Annotated in this window: 10 protein-coding genes; all 10 read right to left on the bottom strand. The window is 42.5% G+C overall.

Going from position 1 to position 15,492, the window contains the following annotated elements:
• Nucleotides 1-18: 18 nt before the first annotated feature.
• Nucleotides 19-354, bottom strand: a complete 336-nt coding sequence (locus tag K6969_RS06045) for a hypothetical protein (protein WP_171942632.1) — start codon at nt 352-354, stop codon at nt 19-21.
• On the bottom strand, nt 355-2,223 hold the full coding sequence (locus K6969_RS06040) for an ABC-F family ATP-binding cassette domain-containing protein (RefSeq protein WP_171942631.1): 1,869 nt from the start codon (nt 2,221-2,223) through the stop codon (nt 355-357).
• Nucleotides 2,216-3,427 carry a CCA tRNA nucleotidyltransferase gene (locus K6969_RS06035; protein ID WP_171942630.1) on the bottom strand — a complete coding sequence of 404 codons (1,212 nt, stop codon included), beginning with the start codon at nt 3,425-3,427 and terminating at the stop codon, nt 2,216-2,218. The genes K6969_RS06040 and K6969_RS06035 overlap by 8 nt, the downstream gene beginning before the upstream one ends.
• Nucleotides 3,424-4,191: a 4-hydroxy-tetrahydrodipicolinate reductase gene (dapB, locus tag K6969_RS06030; protein ID WP_170239684.1), complete on the bottom strand. Its 768-nt coding sequence runs from the start codon at nt 4,189-4,191 to the stop codon at nt 3,424-3,426. Before dapB ends, K6969_RS06035 begins: the two co-directional genes overlap by 4 nt.
• A gap of 8 nt (nt 4,192-4,199) precedes the next feature.
• Nucleotides 4,200-5,051: a DegV family protein gene (locus K6969_RS06025; RefSeq protein ID WP_171942629.1), complete on the bottom strand. Its 852-nt coding sequence runs from the start codon at nt 5,049-5,051 to the stop codon at nt 4,200-4,202.
• A 1-nt stretch (nt 5,052) separates the two neighbouring features.
• Nucleotides 5,053-5,427, bottom strand: coding sequence for a DUF1149 family protein (locus K6969_RS06020; protein WP_002934959.1), 375 nt, complete (start codon nt 5,425-5,427; stop codon nt 5,053-5,055).
• Nucleotides 5,428-5,558: 131 nt separating this feature from the next.
• Nucleotides 5,559-11,648 (bottom strand): ZmpA/ZmpB/ZmpC family metallo-endopeptidase, encoded by a 6,090-nt coding sequence (locus tag K6969_RS06015; protein ID WP_321537488.1) that lies wholly within the window; start codon nt 11,646-11,648, stop codon nt 5,559-5,561.
• A gap of 191 nt (nt 11,649-11,839) precedes the next feature.
• Nucleotides 11,840-13,795, bottom strand: a complete 1,956-nt coding sequence (locus K6969_RS06010) for a fructose-specific PTS transporter subunit EIIC (RefSeq protein WP_171942627.1) — start codon at nt 13,793-13,795, stop codon at nt 11,840-11,842.
• Entirely contained in the window at nt 13,792-14,703 is a 912-nt protein-coding gene (gene pfkB / locus K6969_RS06005) for a 1-phosphofructokinase (RefSeq protein ID WP_044764651.1), read from the bottom strand. The genes K6969_RS06010 and pfkB overlap by 4 nt, the downstream gene beginning before the upstream one ends.
• Nucleotides 14,700-15,449, bottom strand: coding sequence for a DeoR/GlpR family DNA-binding transcription regulator (locus K6969_RS06000; RefSeq protein ID WP_002941466.1), 750 nt, complete (start codon nt 15,447-15,449; stop codon nt 14,700-14,702). The genes pfkB and K6969_RS06000 overlap by 4 nt, the downstream gene beginning before the upstream one ends.
• Nucleotides 15,450-15,492 lie beyond the last annotated feature (43 nt).

Genomic DNA, 15,492 nt, shown 5'->3' with positions numbered 1-15,492 from the left:
ACGGATAAAAAATTTGCCCTATCGAAAGAGATAGAGCAAAATTAAAAATTGAATATGTAAAATAAAGCGACCAATGGAAAAGAGCATAACTGTCGTAAAATTACTACCCTCTTTCGTTCCATTATAAAGAAAAAGAGTAGAAATAAAGGTAAATCCCAGAGCAAACCCCACCATTTGTACATCGTGATAGGCCTGACTGTAAAAATAGAGTGTAACAGCTAGCAAGAGCATGGATAAGACCGTTAATAACAAGCGCAATGTATTCATTTTTTTGGTCTTTAGATAGCTAAACAAAGCCGCTCCCAAGGTCACCAAAAGATAGATGACCATATAAGACATGACAAGAACTTTCATCTAGCCCTCCAACTCGCTCAGATACTCATACCGCTCATATTTTTCCAAGAGCAGGTCGTTTTTCTCATCTAATTCCTTCTGCAAATCGGACAATTTTGTAAAATCACTACCACAGGTCAGCATTTCCGCCTCGATTGCCGCAATCCGCTCCTCCAAGCCAGCAATATCCTCTTCGATGGTTGCCCATTCCTGCTTCTCAAAGTAGGACATCCGCTTCTTGTTCTCTTTGATTTTCTCGGTTTTCTCCTTTGGTTTTTCCAAGGAAATGGCAGAGCTGGAAGCCAGAAAGGCCTTCTCATCCAGATAGTCTGTGTAGTTGCCAAAGAAGGTCTGAATGCCGCTATCTTCGAAAGCGAGGATTTTGGTCGCAACCTTGTCCAAGAAATAACGGTCGTGACTAACGGTAATGACTGGACCAGTAAAGCCCTGCAAGAAATGTTCCAAGACTGTCAGAGTCGCTATGTCCAAGTCGTTGGTCGGCTCATCTAGTAAGAGAACATTGGGCCGTTGCAAGAGAATCTTCAGCAAATAAAGTCGCTTCTTCTCCCCGCCAGACAACTTTTCAATCAAGGTACCGTGGGTATTGCGTGGGAAGAGGAATTGCTCCAAGAGTTCTGCGATAGAAACCATACCAGAAGTCGTTTTTGCTTCTTCTGCTACTTCCTGCAAGAAATTGATGACCCGCTTGCTTTCGTCTAGTCCTTTAATTGTTTGCGAGAAGTAGCCGATACGGATGGTTTCACCAATATCTACCTTACCGCTGTCTGCCTGCAAATCACCTGCAATCAGATTGAGCAAAGTGGATTTTCCTTTTCCATTATCACCGACAATTCCTATGCGGTCCTTGTTTTGAATGAGCAGGTTAAAGTCTGCTAAAATGGGCTTGTCAGGATAGGAAAAGCTGACATTTTCAAAGTTAATGACTTTTTTGCCGATACGAGAGGTTTCAAAATTGATTTCCAGTTCGCTATCGTCTATCTTGTTGGCTAAATCGCCTTTGAGGTCATGGAAACGATTGATACGAGCCTGTTGCTTGGTTGCACGAGCTTGAGGTTGTCTGCGCATCCAAGCCAGCTCTTGTTTGTAGAGTTGCTCTTTCTTATGGTGAAGGGCGGCATCTCGCTCGTCCTGTTCTGCCTTCAAGCGAACATAGTCCTGGTAATTTCCCTGATATTCGGTTAAGCTGGCGCGGTCCAATTCAAAAATCCGTGTCGCCACATTGTCCAAGAAATAGCGATCGTGAGTAATAAATAGAACAGACTTTTTAGTATTTTTCAAGAAAGTCGTCAACCATTCAATGGTATCAATGTCCAAGTGGTTAGTCGGTTCATCCAGCAAGAGCAAGTCAGCATTGCCAAGGAGGACTTGGGCCAATTGCACTCGTCTACGTAGACCACCCGATAACTCAGCAACAGTTTTGTTGAGGTCTGTTAAGCCAAGTTTGGATAGAACGGTCTTGACCTGGCTTTCAATTTCCCAAGCGTTGAGAGCATCCATTTCTGCCATCACCTTTTCTAGTCTGGCTTGACTGCTTTCATCATAGTTTGACAAGAGCCGTTCATATTCACGGATTAACTGGGTTTCCCGTAAATCCGAAGACAGAACAGTATCTAAGACAGTTTGGCTTTCATCAAATTCAGGTTCCTGGGTCAGATAAGAAATTTTATAGGCATTTTTTGTACGAAAAGGTAATACATCTCCGTCAAAACCGATACGACCTGACAGAACATCCAGCAAAGTCGTCTTTCCTGTACCATTGACCCCGATAATACCGATACGGTCGCCTTGATGGATGATGAAAGACAGATCAGCAAAGACCGTTTTATCTCCGACAGATTTAGTTAGGTGTTCAACGATAAAATCACTCATTCTCTAAGATTCCTTTCACAAATGTCATAATCGCTTGCTCTTCGTTCTCTAGCTGTCCTTCCACAATCTGGAATTCCACCTCTTTGAGCAAAGTGCCCAATACTGGACCTGGTTTGAGGTCAAACGCCTTCATCAGATGACCGCCGTTGACAACAATTTCATGCTTGTCATGAATGGTCAATGCTTGATCGATCTGGTCAATTGCTTCAAAATCTGTAGTCAACCCCTGTGCTTGACGGAGTTCCTCTACCAAGTACAAGAATTCTTTGCCATACTTGAAACAGATTTGCTTGGTAACAGGTCCTGCTTGGCGAAGTTGATAAATCTCTACCAACTTGACCACGTTGCGTTGGAAATAATTGCTGGTTTTCCATTTTTTCAGGAAGGATTTGATGTTCTCGATACCGAGACAGACAAAGAGCATGGCCCAAGCTTGTTCAGAAGTTGAAAATTGGAAGTCTTCTGCCAAACTGGACAGCATTCTAGCCAGTTGTTCTCCTTTTCCAACTAAATCAGGCAAGAAATTGTAAGCCTTAGAATCAATCATAGCGCGCAAGCCTTTTCGCCAAAAATCCGCCATCAAGAGTTTATCAAACTCGATAAAGCTACGTTCCACCGAGATTTTTTCCAAAAGCGGTGCGGTTTCAACCATAGCTGTAAATGTCGTCGGTTCAATCTCAAAGTCCAAGGTCGCTGCAAAGCGAAATCCACGCATGATACGGAGGGCATCTTCGTTGAAACGCTCAGCCGGGATGCCTACAGCCCGTAGGGTGCGGTTTTCTAAGTCAGTCATCCCATCAAAGATGTCAACAATCTGTGCTTCTTCATCCAGAGCAAAGGCGTTGACTGTGAAGTCGCGACGTTTGAGATCCTCTTCTAAGGAACGCACAAAAGAAACCTGGCTCGGTCTGCGGAAGTCGACATACTCCTCCTCTGTCCGAAAGGTGGTAATTTCATACTCTTTGCCACCATCCAAGACTAGGACAGTTCCATGCTCAATCCCCACATCAATAGTCCGCGGAAAGATTTGCTTGGTTTCTTGCGGATAGCTGGAAGTGGCAATGTCGACATCATGAATAGGCCTACCGAGAATGGCATCCCGCACGGAGCCACCAACGAAATAAGCCTCGTAACCAGCTGCTTTAATTTTCTCTAAAATCGGCAAAGCCTCCTGAAACTCAGAAGGCAGATTGTTTAATTTCATAATAAGTGTTCCAAACCATAAACGAGTTGTGAGCGTTTGACTACCTCTTTAATGCCGAGATTGACACCGCCCATAAAGGAAATACGATCGTAAGAGTCATGACGAATGGTCAAGCCTTCTCCCTGTGCCCCAAAAATCACTTCCTGATGGGCAACAAGGCCTGGCAAGCGTACTGAGTGGATACGGAAGCCGTCAAATTCTGCCCCACGAGCACCAGCAATCAGCTCTTCCTCATCCGCTGCCCCTTGAACTTGTGATTGACGCACTTGTGAAATGAGTTCGGCCGTTTTGACAGCCGTTCCGCTCGGTGCATCCTTCTTCTTGTCATGGTGTAATTCAATGATTTCAAGATTTGGGAAATATTTGGCTGCCTGGGCTGCGAACTGCATGAGCAAGATAGCGCCAATAGCAAAGTTAGGAGCAATCAAGCCGCCCAAGCCCTTCTCAGCAGATAAGGCAGTCAATTCCTCGATTTCTTCAGGGGTAAATCCTGTCGTTCCAACCACAGGTGCGAAACCATTTTCCAAGGCAAAACGTGTGTTTTCATAGGCAAATTTTGGCGTTGTAAAATCCACCCAGACATCAGCTTCTAGGCTGGCAACTTCTTCTTTGGTCTTGAAAACAGGAACACCGTCTACTTCTGTTTCTGTCGCAAATGGGTCCACCAAGGCAGCCAGACTAAGTTCTGCGTCACCTTTGACCATCTCAACAGCTGTTGAGCCCATTTTCCCTTTAAATCCTGCGATAATTACCTTAATTGTCATGCAAACTCCTATTCAATAATGGGAGAAATACCAAAGGCCACTGCCCCTTCTCCCAAGTGCGTACCGATGACCGAACCAAATGACACGATTGGTAAATCGCTACCGACACCTGCTTCTTCCAACTGCTGTTTAAAGTTTTCAGCCTTCTGAGGTGCATTGGCATGAATGATAGCAATTTGATACTGCCCTTCGGTCGTTTGTTCTTGGAGGATTTCCAAGAGGCGTTTAATGGCCTTTTTCTCCGTCCGAACTTTTTCATACACTTCAATCTTACCTTCATCTGTAAAGTATAGAATCGGCTTGATACTCAAGAGATTGCCTAACAAGGCTGCACCATTGGACAAGCGACCACCTTTTACCAAGTGATTGAGGTCATCGACCATGATAAAGGCTGTTGTCTTCCCAATTTCTTGGTCCAACTTACCTAAAATTTCTTCAAAACTAAGTCCAGAGTCAGCCCATTTGAGAACATTTTCTACCATCATGCCTAAAGGAGCCGATGTGATTTTGGTATCTGGAAAGGCAACGGTTAATCCTTCAAATTCATCAGCTAAATATTGAATGTTTTGATAAAAACCTGAAATACCTGATGACAAGAATAAGCCAAGTGCGTGTGTATAGCCTTTATCTTTCAAGCCTCTAAGAATTTCTTCCAATTCCATCAAACTTGGTTGACTTGTTTTAGGTAATTCTTTCGATGAAGCCATTTTTTGATAAAACTCTTCAACCGTCAAATTTTGCCCTTCGATATAATTTTCCCCATCGATGCTGACTGGAATACTTAGGACAAACAGGTCATCCCGCTCAATACTTCGGACATTCAAAACAGCCGATGAGTCAGTTATAACTGCTAATTTCATATTAAAACTCCAAATTCACTCCTGGTGCATCAAAGGCGATTTCAGTAACCTCATAAGTCATTCGTTTTAAAATGTCCAAAAGAGGCTCTACCAAAACACGTTTTTCCTCATCAGTAAATTCAGTTGGCTCTTCTACCAATCGATTTGGTAAGTGAACGGCCTGACTCATGGCACCTGAAATCACAAAATGATCTAGTACAATCATAAAGCGCAAAATGGTAATCATAGATGTTCGATTTTCCGCACGATTTTGCTCAATCAATTGAAAGTCAACTTTCAATTTTGTTTCCGGAATTCCGTTCTCTTTTTCCCACGCGTGATTGCGGGCATCAAAATGATACTGATTGACAAATTCTTTATCGCGAATGATTTCCATTTCTAACTTCTCCTATAAACAATATTATGCATATTATACCATAATGTATTGAAGATTAAAAAAATAAAAGGAAGAAACCGAAAATATTATCTTTCAATTTCTTCCCATTTTGTATATAGAGCAGACTTCCATCATTCTCCAAATATAGAGGAACTGAAACTATCTGTTAGCTTGACATAGGCTTTCAAAATAGCATCTTTCAAACCTTGACGATTAAATCCTATTTGACCATTCTGAGCTGCCTGGTAATCTTTATTAACTGCATCCTGCATCAGGAGCTTAAGAGTATCGTAATTCTCGATTGTTTCAGTCCGACCATTGTAGATAAAACTGATAGCCTTCATACTATTTTTCTTATCTAGGCGTTCTTTGTACATAGCTTTTTTGAAGCTTGTATAATCCGCATATTGATCAGCAAATATTTTTTCAAAAATAAACTGATCGGATAATGGACGACCTGCCGCCTCTGCTTCCGCTTTTAGCTTGTCTGTTGCATAAGGAATAAAGCCTTCTTCCCAACCTTTTGCAGCAAGAAGTTCCAAGGCTGTCTTACGGAATTGTAAACCACCGACAGTACCTTGATCATTTTGTAATCCTGCATAAATCGGATAATAAAGCGGTACGAAATAATAGTTCTTCAAATTTTCACGTAGATAGTCTTGCTCTGGTAACAGTGATGTTTTGGCAACTAGGGCATGGTCAATCGCATCGTTGATAGTCGCAATATTCAGGTTAGCCAGCTCATCATCACTTAATTTCCTAATGCGATCATGAGTATTTTGATAGCCAGGAATCTGATTGGTGTGTGCTTCAGTGGCTGGAACCAACTCTATCTTGTTAAAAAAGTAAGGATAAGCCTCTTTCCCCTTAGTAGCAATCGCTTGGATTTCGACTGCATCCAAGAGGTAGGTAACATCAAAGATTCCTTTTAGATAGGTTTGCAAATCCTCTTTTGTTTTGAAGCGACTACTTGAAACATTGTGTGGGGTATTTGGACTATGTTCATTCATGAAATTAAATCCATAGTAATAAATACCTCCACCAGCTGATGACTGCAACAAGCCCATAGCATAGGATTCTGCATCTTGACCAGGACGACGCTTATAACCATCCAACATGATCGTTTCATCATAGTTATGGACCAATTCATGGCTCATGGTCGAATCACCTAAATCCGATAGCATGTCCCGATTTGAGAATTTTACAAAGGTTACTGTGTCTGAAAAGGCACTATCATTCGATTTTCTATGCCATTCATTCAAGGCACCTGCCAACTCCTGAACATAGCGGTATTCCTGGTCATACTTACCTGCCCAACGACGTTTATCAGTTTGGTCTTCAAATGCATTTGAATCCTTGATCCAGTAACCATCCCAAATTTCAGTTGAGCGTTGGATAAACTTATCTCTCAGATTAGAATCTGCCATTTGATACCACATATCCAAAAAGTCACCTAATCGTTTTCCGTGTTTCGGTATCAGACTTGTCTGTACTGTCTTAACTTCTTGGTAATATTGTTCAGGATTGGTCTTTTTCAAAGCCGTATCCACATATCTTCCATAACCACCAAAGGCTACTGTTGCCATTGAGCTCATTACGAAAATATCATCCTTCTCCTTGATATTCAGCAATGGCAAGTAGTATTTTTCATAGCGTGGAATACGTCCCAGATGACTATATAGACTGGTGTCAATGCTCGAGTTTGCATTGGATGGAATTTCATAAACAAAGGCATTGGTCGCTTCTTTAAACCACTTCCTTGAATCAGTTTCTCCCAAGAATAATTTCTTATTGTATTCCAAGAAATCACGAACTGTTCCAAGTTGACTAGAGAGTGCCCCAAAACGTTCTTTATGAATTTCTGCATTATTGGCAAGCGTTAACCTGTCAAAATACATATCTTCGTAGCCTTGTTGTGAAACATAATACTGATCTGTATCCTTGATTATCTGATTTGTAAATGACTTCAACCAGTCTAGAGTATCTAATTGACGCTTATAGAAATCCGCATGATGGAGCACAATATTCTTGATATTGGTATCTCCATATTTAATGCCATATAGCCTATTGAGGTAGGCAAGGGCGAACATAATTTTTTCTTTATCTGCCAAGAATTCTTTTTTAATGACATCCCTGACAGCCTTGCTTGTTGTATCAACCACCTGTCTATTGGCCAGCAAACCTTTGATATGGACTTCGAGATTGGCTTTGACTTCTGCAAAGGATTCATCTAAGTACAAGTCTTTTAGTTTGGCGTTCTTGTCTGTAGTTTGGATATGTAAGATGTCAGCCATCTCTTGGCTGTAAAGATCAACCTGAGAAAATGCTGTCACTAGTTCATCGATGAGACTGGTTTCCAGAGATAGTAATTGTTCTGGTGTATAGAGGAGTTGTTCACCTAAGCGGTATTCAACAACTTTGGTATTGCCGTACTCTCCCTTAAATACCAAAGGTAGAGTTTCTGAAGTTCCATCTTCATAATGGATCAGTAATTTGGTCAAGGAAGCGTGTTGGTCATAGATATTTGTTGCTACTCCATCCTCATTCAAGGTCAGAACTGACTGGATAGGCTTGCTATAGAGATTACTTGCTTCATCAATCAAGTTACCATATTTAACAATCGTATTCCGGTCATAGAATGGCAACAACTTAGACGTGTTTTCATAGGCAGTTCTTCGTTTAGCCTGAGCATTTTGAACCTGGTTATAATCGATGGTCTGCACTGAATTCGACTGACTATCGCTATTTTCCTGTCCTGTTGTGGTTGGTGTTGTTGGAATTCCCCATGCCTTGATTTTCTCTAGCACGGCTTCTTGAGAAAGGCTTGTAGACTGAATGGTAGGATTTGGTTGGCCTGCTGCATGACCTTCAACACTATAAATATTAGTTGGCATTGACCCGTATGTAGTATATAGATTTTGTGCCGAAGCGATGATACCCCCATTGGTAACAGATGCACCTGTTGCTATATTATTCAAGACAGACATCCTAGCTGTACCTACAACACCTCCAGTATCAGCAGGTGCTGTAGCCTGGATATTTCCTGTAACATAGGCATTGGTAATCATAGGTTGCTGACTGAACAAAGCCATCTCCGCAGTGACACCACCAATTTTTTGTCCGCGACCACTTGCTGTCTTAGCATCAATTGTCACATTAACCCTTACCTTGTCAATGGTTGAACTATTTAGTATTCCTGTAACACCACCCATATAGTAGGTTTCATAGCTTGCTGTGTTACCTAGACTGACATCAATGATGGAATTACTAATGCTTGTACCGTTTGTTGCTTCGTAAACCAAACCAGCAATATTTTGTTTGGCAGTAATATTCCCTGAAACAGAAACTTTATCGATGGTAGACTTGTCTGATTTCTTAGCTAGAGCTGCTACTTCCGTTTGGTCGTTTGAAATAGCCACGTCTTTTAAGGAGATATTTTCTACCCTTGCATTCTTGAGCGTGCTGAACAGCGGTCTATCCAACTGCAAAATAGAATAAGTCTTTTGCTCACCTAGGCTCTTCAGACTTCCAGTAAATTCTTTGGTAATGTAGGTGTCGGTCGAAACCTCCTTATCAACAACCATATCAGCAGCTAGATAATAAGTTCCACTAGGATTGTTATTGATAGCATCTACTAATTCACTAAATTTACTGTAGGCCCCCTCTTGTAAGACAAGCTTATCAACTGTAAAGGTATGGTGTTCATCGAAATTAGAATTGTTCTGATCAAATTTTACTAATTTTGGATGAATAATGCTCACCTTAATGCCATTGACATCATTCTCGAAGTTATCGACGGGGAGGTAGATTTCTTTATTGTTTACAGTAGCAATTTTAACAAGATAATTTTCTACAGAAGTTGGAAGATTACTCAAGGCTGTGACCCTTGTTTTCTCACCAAATTCATCAACTTGATACAGCTCAATACTCTTGTATTCTCGTAATTCCAGTAATTTATTTTCTAGTTCAAATTTTTCTGTTCCGAGCTCTTCTTCCACATCATCACTACCTAAATTATAGGCAAATCGTGTTTTAACTTTATATTCAGTGTTCAGTAGTAAGTTAGCAAATTGAACCTTGTATAGCTCTTCTTGTGTTAGAATTTCTTTTTCTGTGACTAATTCATCCCCTTTGTATAGAGATGCCATAGCCTTGACAAATGTAGAATCACTATCTGTCAGTGTATAGCTTAGTTCTACACTCTTATCATCTACATTTTCTTTAAGAATTGATAAAACTAACTTCGGTTTAGTTTTAATAGGTTCTTCTGGCTCTTCCGTTACTGGGGCACTTGGGACAACTGGATCTGTTGGTTCCTCAGGTAGAACTTCATCTTCTGTAGCTGGTGGAACGGGGGCTTCTGGCTCTTCCGTAACTGGAGCACTTGGGACAACTGGCGCTGTTGGTTCCTCAGGTTGAACTTCATCTTCTGTTGATGGTGGAACGGGAGTGACTGGAACCTCGGGTTCTTCCATAACTGGAGAACTTGGGACAACTGGCGCTGTTGGTTCCTTGGGTAGAACTTCGACTTCTGTAGCTGGTGGAACGGGAGTTTCTGGTTCTTCTGGCTGTTCAGTAACCGGTTCACTTGGGACAACTGGATCTGTTGGTTCCTCAGGTAGAACTTCGGCCTCTGTTGCTGGTGGAACGGGAGTGACTGGAACCTCTGGTTCTTCCGTTACTGGGGCACTTGGGACAACAGGATCTGTTGGTTCCTCAGGGAGAACTTCGCCCTCTGTTGATGGTGGTGCCGGAGTGACAGGAGTTTCTGGCTCTTCCGTAACTGGGGCACTTGGGACAACAGGATCTGTTGGTTCCTCGGGGAGAACTTCGCCCTCTGTTGATGGCGGTGCCGGAGTGACAGGAGTTTCTGGCTCTTCCGTAACTGGGGCACTTGGGACAACAGGATCTGTTGGTTCCTCAGGGAGAACTTCGCCCTCTGTTGATGGTGGTGCCGGAGTGACAGGAGTTTCTGACTCTTCCGTAACTGGGGCACTTGGGATAACAGGATCTGTTGGTTCCTCAGGGAGAACTTCGCCCTCTGTTGATGGTGGTGCCGGAGTGACAGGAGTTTCTGACTCTTCCGTAACTGGGGCACTTGGGATAACAGGATCTGTTGGTTCCTCGGGGAGAACTTCGCCCTCTGTTGATGGTGGTGCCGGAGTGACAGGAGTTTCTGGCTCTTCCGTAGCTGGAGAACTTGGGGCAACAGGCGCTGTTGGTTCCTCGGGGAGAACTTCATCTTCTGTAGCTGGTGGAACGGGAGTGACGGGGGCTTCTGGCTCTTCCGTTACTGGGGCACTTGGGGCAACAGGATCTGTTGGTTCCTCAGGGAGAACTTCATCTTCTGTAGCTGGTGGAACAGGGGCTTCTGGTTGTTCCGTAACTGGAGAACTTGGGGCAACAGGATCTGTTGGTTCCTCGGGGAGAACTTCATCTTCTGTAGCTGGTGGAACGGGGGCTACTGGTTGTTCCGTAACTGGAGAACTTGGGACAACAGGCGCTGTGGGTTCCTCAGGAATAGTATCATCAACAATGGGAGCTTCTGAATGCTTAGATATTCCCTCAACCAATATATTTGGCAATATCAATTCGCTCGATGACCCTTGTTCACCAATAATTGCTTCGCTAACTGTGATTACTTCAGAATTAACATGCCCTTCTAAAATATAACCTACAAATTCATGTTGATCTATAGAAATCACTGCTTGTGGCAAAGCTTCACCTATGGAAAGGGTAAATTGTTTATCAAAACCTGAGAGGCTACCTGTAGAAATTGCAGCCACTGAAAGACTACCTGTAGCAGTTAAAATAATCAGACTTCTAACAATTCGTTTTTTCCTATCTTTTGTAAGAGATAGACCGATAATCAATAGCCCTAAACCAACCAGACTACTTGTAAAAGTCGGTATATCTCCTGTTTGAGGCAAATTTGTCTTTGGCCGATAGACCATATAGTAAGTATGGGTATCCCCAACCTGCCTTGCTGGAATGGTCGCTTGAATTCGTGCCTTCTCATCTGATGTCAGTTCCGAATAAAGGACATACTTATAGGATATCTGTTCTCTTGCTACATTTGTATGGGCAAGAGCTGTCAATTCTGCTTTAATAGCCAAATTTGGTACAAAAAATAAGGCGGCAGTCATACCAATAATAACTGATGCAACGCCTCTATTAAATTTGCGAATAGAAAACTTATTTTGCTTTTCCTTCCAAAACATATGAAGCTCCTTCGTTTGTTTCTTCTTACTTAAAAGTATAGCATATTTTTCTAATAATATACTGTTTTAAAGCAAACAAAATATGGCTCAATATACTATATTCGGTATTATTTACATAATTATTTATATCTTGATCTAATTATAGCATTTTCCAGATGAAAAAACCTCGTCAAATGACAAGGTTTACAATCTTATTTAGCTTTACGAAGTACGCCGTAAAGAACACCTGATACTACTGCACCAATTGCTACATAAGCAAGGTAAAGAAGTGGGTTAGAAGTCAAAGCGATAACGAAGATACCACCGTGAGGAGCCATCAATTGGATGCCTGACAAACCAACCAAGGCACCTGCAAGGGCAGAACCAGCGATAAAGCTTGGGATTGCACGAGCTGGGTCAGCAGCACCGAATGGAATTGCACCTTCAGTAATGAATGAAAGACCCATAACAATGTTTGTCAAACCTGAGTTACGCTCTTCTTGCGTGAACTTGTCCTTGAACAAGAGTGTCGCTACAAAGATTGCCAACGGAGGAACCATACCACCTGCCATTACCGCTGCCATAGCAACTGAACCGCCATTTGAAACTGTTGCTGCAAGTGTACCAGTACCAAAGACATAAGCTGCCTTGTTAACTGGACCACCCATATCAACTGCCATCATACCACCGAGGACGAGGCCGAGGAGAATAGCAGAGCTACCTTCAAGACCTGCAAGGAAGTTATTCATGCCTGTGTTGATAGCTGCCATTGGGATGTTAACGAAGAACATCAAGAAACCAGTGATTGCTGTTCCCAAAAGTGGCAAAAGCAAGATGGCATTCAAACCTTGGAGTGATTTTGGTAGGTTACGCAAAGCGTTTCGAAGAACAAGGACCACACCACCAGCAAGGAAACCACCGACAAGGGCACCCAAGAAACCAGATGATACACCAGCAAGGGCAAGGGTTTCTTCACCACCAGCTGCGTAAGGGATTTTGCCAAATGCAAGACCGCTGCTAGCAATCGCACCAGCTACGAATCCTGCAACCAAACCTGGTTTTTCAGCGATTGAGTAAGCAATGTATCCTGCAAGAAGTGGCAACATGAAACCGAAGGCTGCCTGACCAACCTTCATGAACATAGAAGCTATTTCATTATAAGATCCTAAGTTACTAAGGCTGTCATTCGGCACACCAATAAAGTTATCCACTAAGAAGGCAAGGGCAATCAAGATACCACCACCGATAACGAATGGCAACATTTGAGAAACACCACTCATCAAGTGTTTGTAGAAGGCTTTACCAAGACTGAGTTTTTCTGAAGATTCCACAGTAGCTGCTCCTTCTGACGCTGTGTAGACTGACGCTTTACCATCCAAGATAAGGTTAATCAATTCTTCAGATTGTTTGATACCAGCAGCAACTGGACGAGATACCAATGGTTTACCATTGAAACGAGGCATGTCAACAGCCTTATCTGCTGCGATGATAACGCCCGCTGCTTTCTTAATGTCTTCAGCAGTTAGTTTGTTACCAACACCTGATGCACCGTTTGTTTCAACCTTGATATCAACACCCATCTCAGCAGCCTGCTTCTTAAGAGCTTCTTCTGCCATGTAAGTGTGAGCAATACCAGTTGTACAAGCTGTAACTGCAACGATAAATGGACGGTCGCCACTTGGTGCTGCAACTACTTCTTCAGTCGCCTTGTCAGCGGCCTCAGCTGTATCGAATACTGCAATCACTTCTTCTGGATTTGTTGCCGCACGAAGTCTATCAGCAAAACCAGCTTTCATCAAGTATTTAGACAATTCAGCAAGGGCAGCCAAGTGAGTATCGTTAGCCCCTTCTGGAGCGGCAATCATAAAGAACAAGTCAGTTGGTTGACCATCAAGACTTGCGTAATCAACACCCTTATTTGATTTTGCAAAGAGAACAGTCGCTTCTTTGACAGCTGCATTCTTAGCGTGTGGCATTGCGATACCGTCACCAAGTCCTGTTGTCGTTTGTGCTTCACGGTTCATGATACCTGTTTTGAATACGTCAAAATCCGTTACATAACCTTTTTCTACCAAACTAGCAATCATTTCATCAATAACTGCTTCCTTGCTTGTCGCTTGCAAATCAAGCAACATGACATCTTTTCTCAAAACGTCTTGAATTTTCATAGTGTTTCTACCTCAACTTTTTCATAAGTTTCCTTAATAAATTCGATACTTGCCAAATCATCTGAAAAGGCTGTTGCCGTACCGCAAGCAACTCCCCATTTGAGAGCTTCGATCGGGTCTTGTGAGCGAACGTATTCGCCAGTAAATCCTGCCACCATGGAATCTCCAGCTCCGACAGAGTTTTTCACTGTACCCTTGATTGGTTTAGCAAAGTAAGTAGCTGCTGGAGTGACCAACAAAGCACCATCACCAGCCATAGAAATGATCACATTCTGTGCTCCCATGTCTAAGATTTTCTTAGCATAGGTCTCGATGTCTGCAATGCCATTCAATTCAACATTGAAAATAGCTTCCAATTCATGATTGTTCGGCTTGACCAAGAGTGGTTGGTGAGCAAGTGAGTCCAGAAGTGTTTGACCTTCAAAGTCACAGACCACTTGCGCTCCTGCTCTTTTAGCCACAGGAATCAGCCTATTGTAGACTTCGTTTCCAAGACTAGCTGGAGCAGATCCAGCAAAGACAACGGTGTCTTCTTTGGTCAATCCTGCTAAGACCATTTCTAATTCGGCCAACTGTGTATCTGTCACAATCGGACCCAAACCGTTGATTTCTGTTTCTTGGTCAGCTTTGATTTTCACGTTAATACGTGTATCTTGATCAACCTGAACAAAATCAGTATCAATTCCTTCGGCAATCAATCCATCTTTGATGAACTGACCTGTGAATCCCCCAAGGAAACCCGTTGCTGTATTCGGATAGCCCAAGCGCTTCAAAACACGGCTAACGTTAATTCCCTTACCGCCGGCATACTTATCGTCGCTCTCCATACGATTGACACTGCCCGTCTCGACATGTTCTAAACGAACGATATAGTCAATCGCTGGATTGAGCGTAACTGTATAAATCATACCTCGATTACCCTCGTTTTCTCTTTTATGATATCCAACAAACTGCTTTCTGAAGATTGGCAGATAATGTTGGATTTTTCGATTGCCGCAACTTTAACAAAGGAGAATTGACCAATTTTAGAAGCATCTGCCAAAACATAACTTTCTTTGGCATTGTCTATGATAGTGCGTTTGATGGTCGCTTCTTCAATATCTGGCGTTGTAAAATAGTTTTTATCAATACCATTCATCCCCAGAAATGCCTTATCAAAATTGAGCTGTCGAATTTGTTCCAAAGCCATAGCACCTACTGAAGCATCGGTTGATTGCTTGACATAACCACCTATAATAATGGTCTTTATCTTGCGTTCAACCAACTTGACAGCATGGTGAATGGAATTGGTCACGACTGTTAGATTATCCTGTTGGAGATAGTCAATCAAGACACCGGTTGTCGTCCCTGCGTCTACAAAAATCACATCGCCGTCCATGATTAACTGTGCTGCTCTTTCAGCAATCATCCGTTTTTCTTGAACGTTTTTGACAGATTTTTCAAGAATGGATTCTTCCAGTTGCAAATTAGCAGGTGCTTCCGCACCGCCGTGCACTCTTCGAAGTTTCCCTTCATTTTCTAACTCGTCCAAATCCCTACGAACAGTGGATTCAGATGTTGCTAGAATGTCAACCAATTCTTCCAATCGGATAAATTGTTGTGCTTGAATGAGTTCTAGTATGACTTGCTTGCGTTCTGATTTGAGAATGTCCAACACCTCCTGCAATCGTTTACAAAAATCATTATACACGTTTTTC

The organism is Streptococcus suis, assembly GCF_019856455.1.
GTDB classification, from domain to species: Bacteria; Bacillota; Bacilli; order Lactobacillales; family Streptococcaceae; genus Streptococcus; species Streptococcus suis_AE.
This window is presented reverse-complemented; position numbering and strand designations above follow the sequence as displayed.

What these genes read in the sequence shown, in the direction of transcription:
- K6969_RS06045 (WP_171942632.1), bottom strand. Translation starts at nt 354, where the DNA reads ATGAAAGTTCTTGTCATGTCTTATATGGTCATCTATCTTTTGGTGACC.
- K6969_RS06040 (WP_171942631.1), bottom strand. Translation starts at nt 2,223, where the DNA reads ATGAGTGATTTTATCGTTGAACACCTAACTAAATCTGTCGGAGATAAA.
- K6969_RS06035 (WP_171942630.1), bottom strand. Translation starts at nt 3,427, where the DNA reads ATGAAATTAAACAATCTGCCTTCTGAGTTTCAGGAGGCTTTGCCGATT.
- dapB (WP_170239684.1), bottom strand. Translation starts at nt 4,191, where the DNA reads ATGACAATTAAGGTAATTATCGCAGGATTTAAAGGGAAAATGGGCTCA.
- K6969_RS06025 (WP_171942629.1), bottom strand. Translation starts at nt 5,051, where the DNA reads ATGAAATTAGCAGTTATAACTGACTCATCGGCTGTTTTGAATGTCCGA.
- K6969_RS06020 (WP_002934959.1), bottom strand. Translation starts at nt 5,427, where the DNA reads ATGGAAATCATTCGCGATAAAGAATTTGTCAATCAGTATCATTTTGAT.
- K6969_RS06015 (WP_321537488.1), bottom strand. Translation starts at nt 11,648, where the DNA reads ATGTTTTGGAAGGAAAAGCAAAATAAGTTTTCTATTCGCAAATTTAAT.
- K6969_RS06010 (WP_171942627.1), bottom strand. Translation starts at nt 13,795, where the DNA reads ATGAAAATTCAAGACGTTTTGAGAAAAGATGTCATGTTGCTTGATTTG.
- pfkB (WP_044764651.1), bottom strand. Translation starts at nt 14,703, where the DNA reads ATGATTTATACAGTTACGCTCAATCCAGCGATTGACTATATCGTTCGT.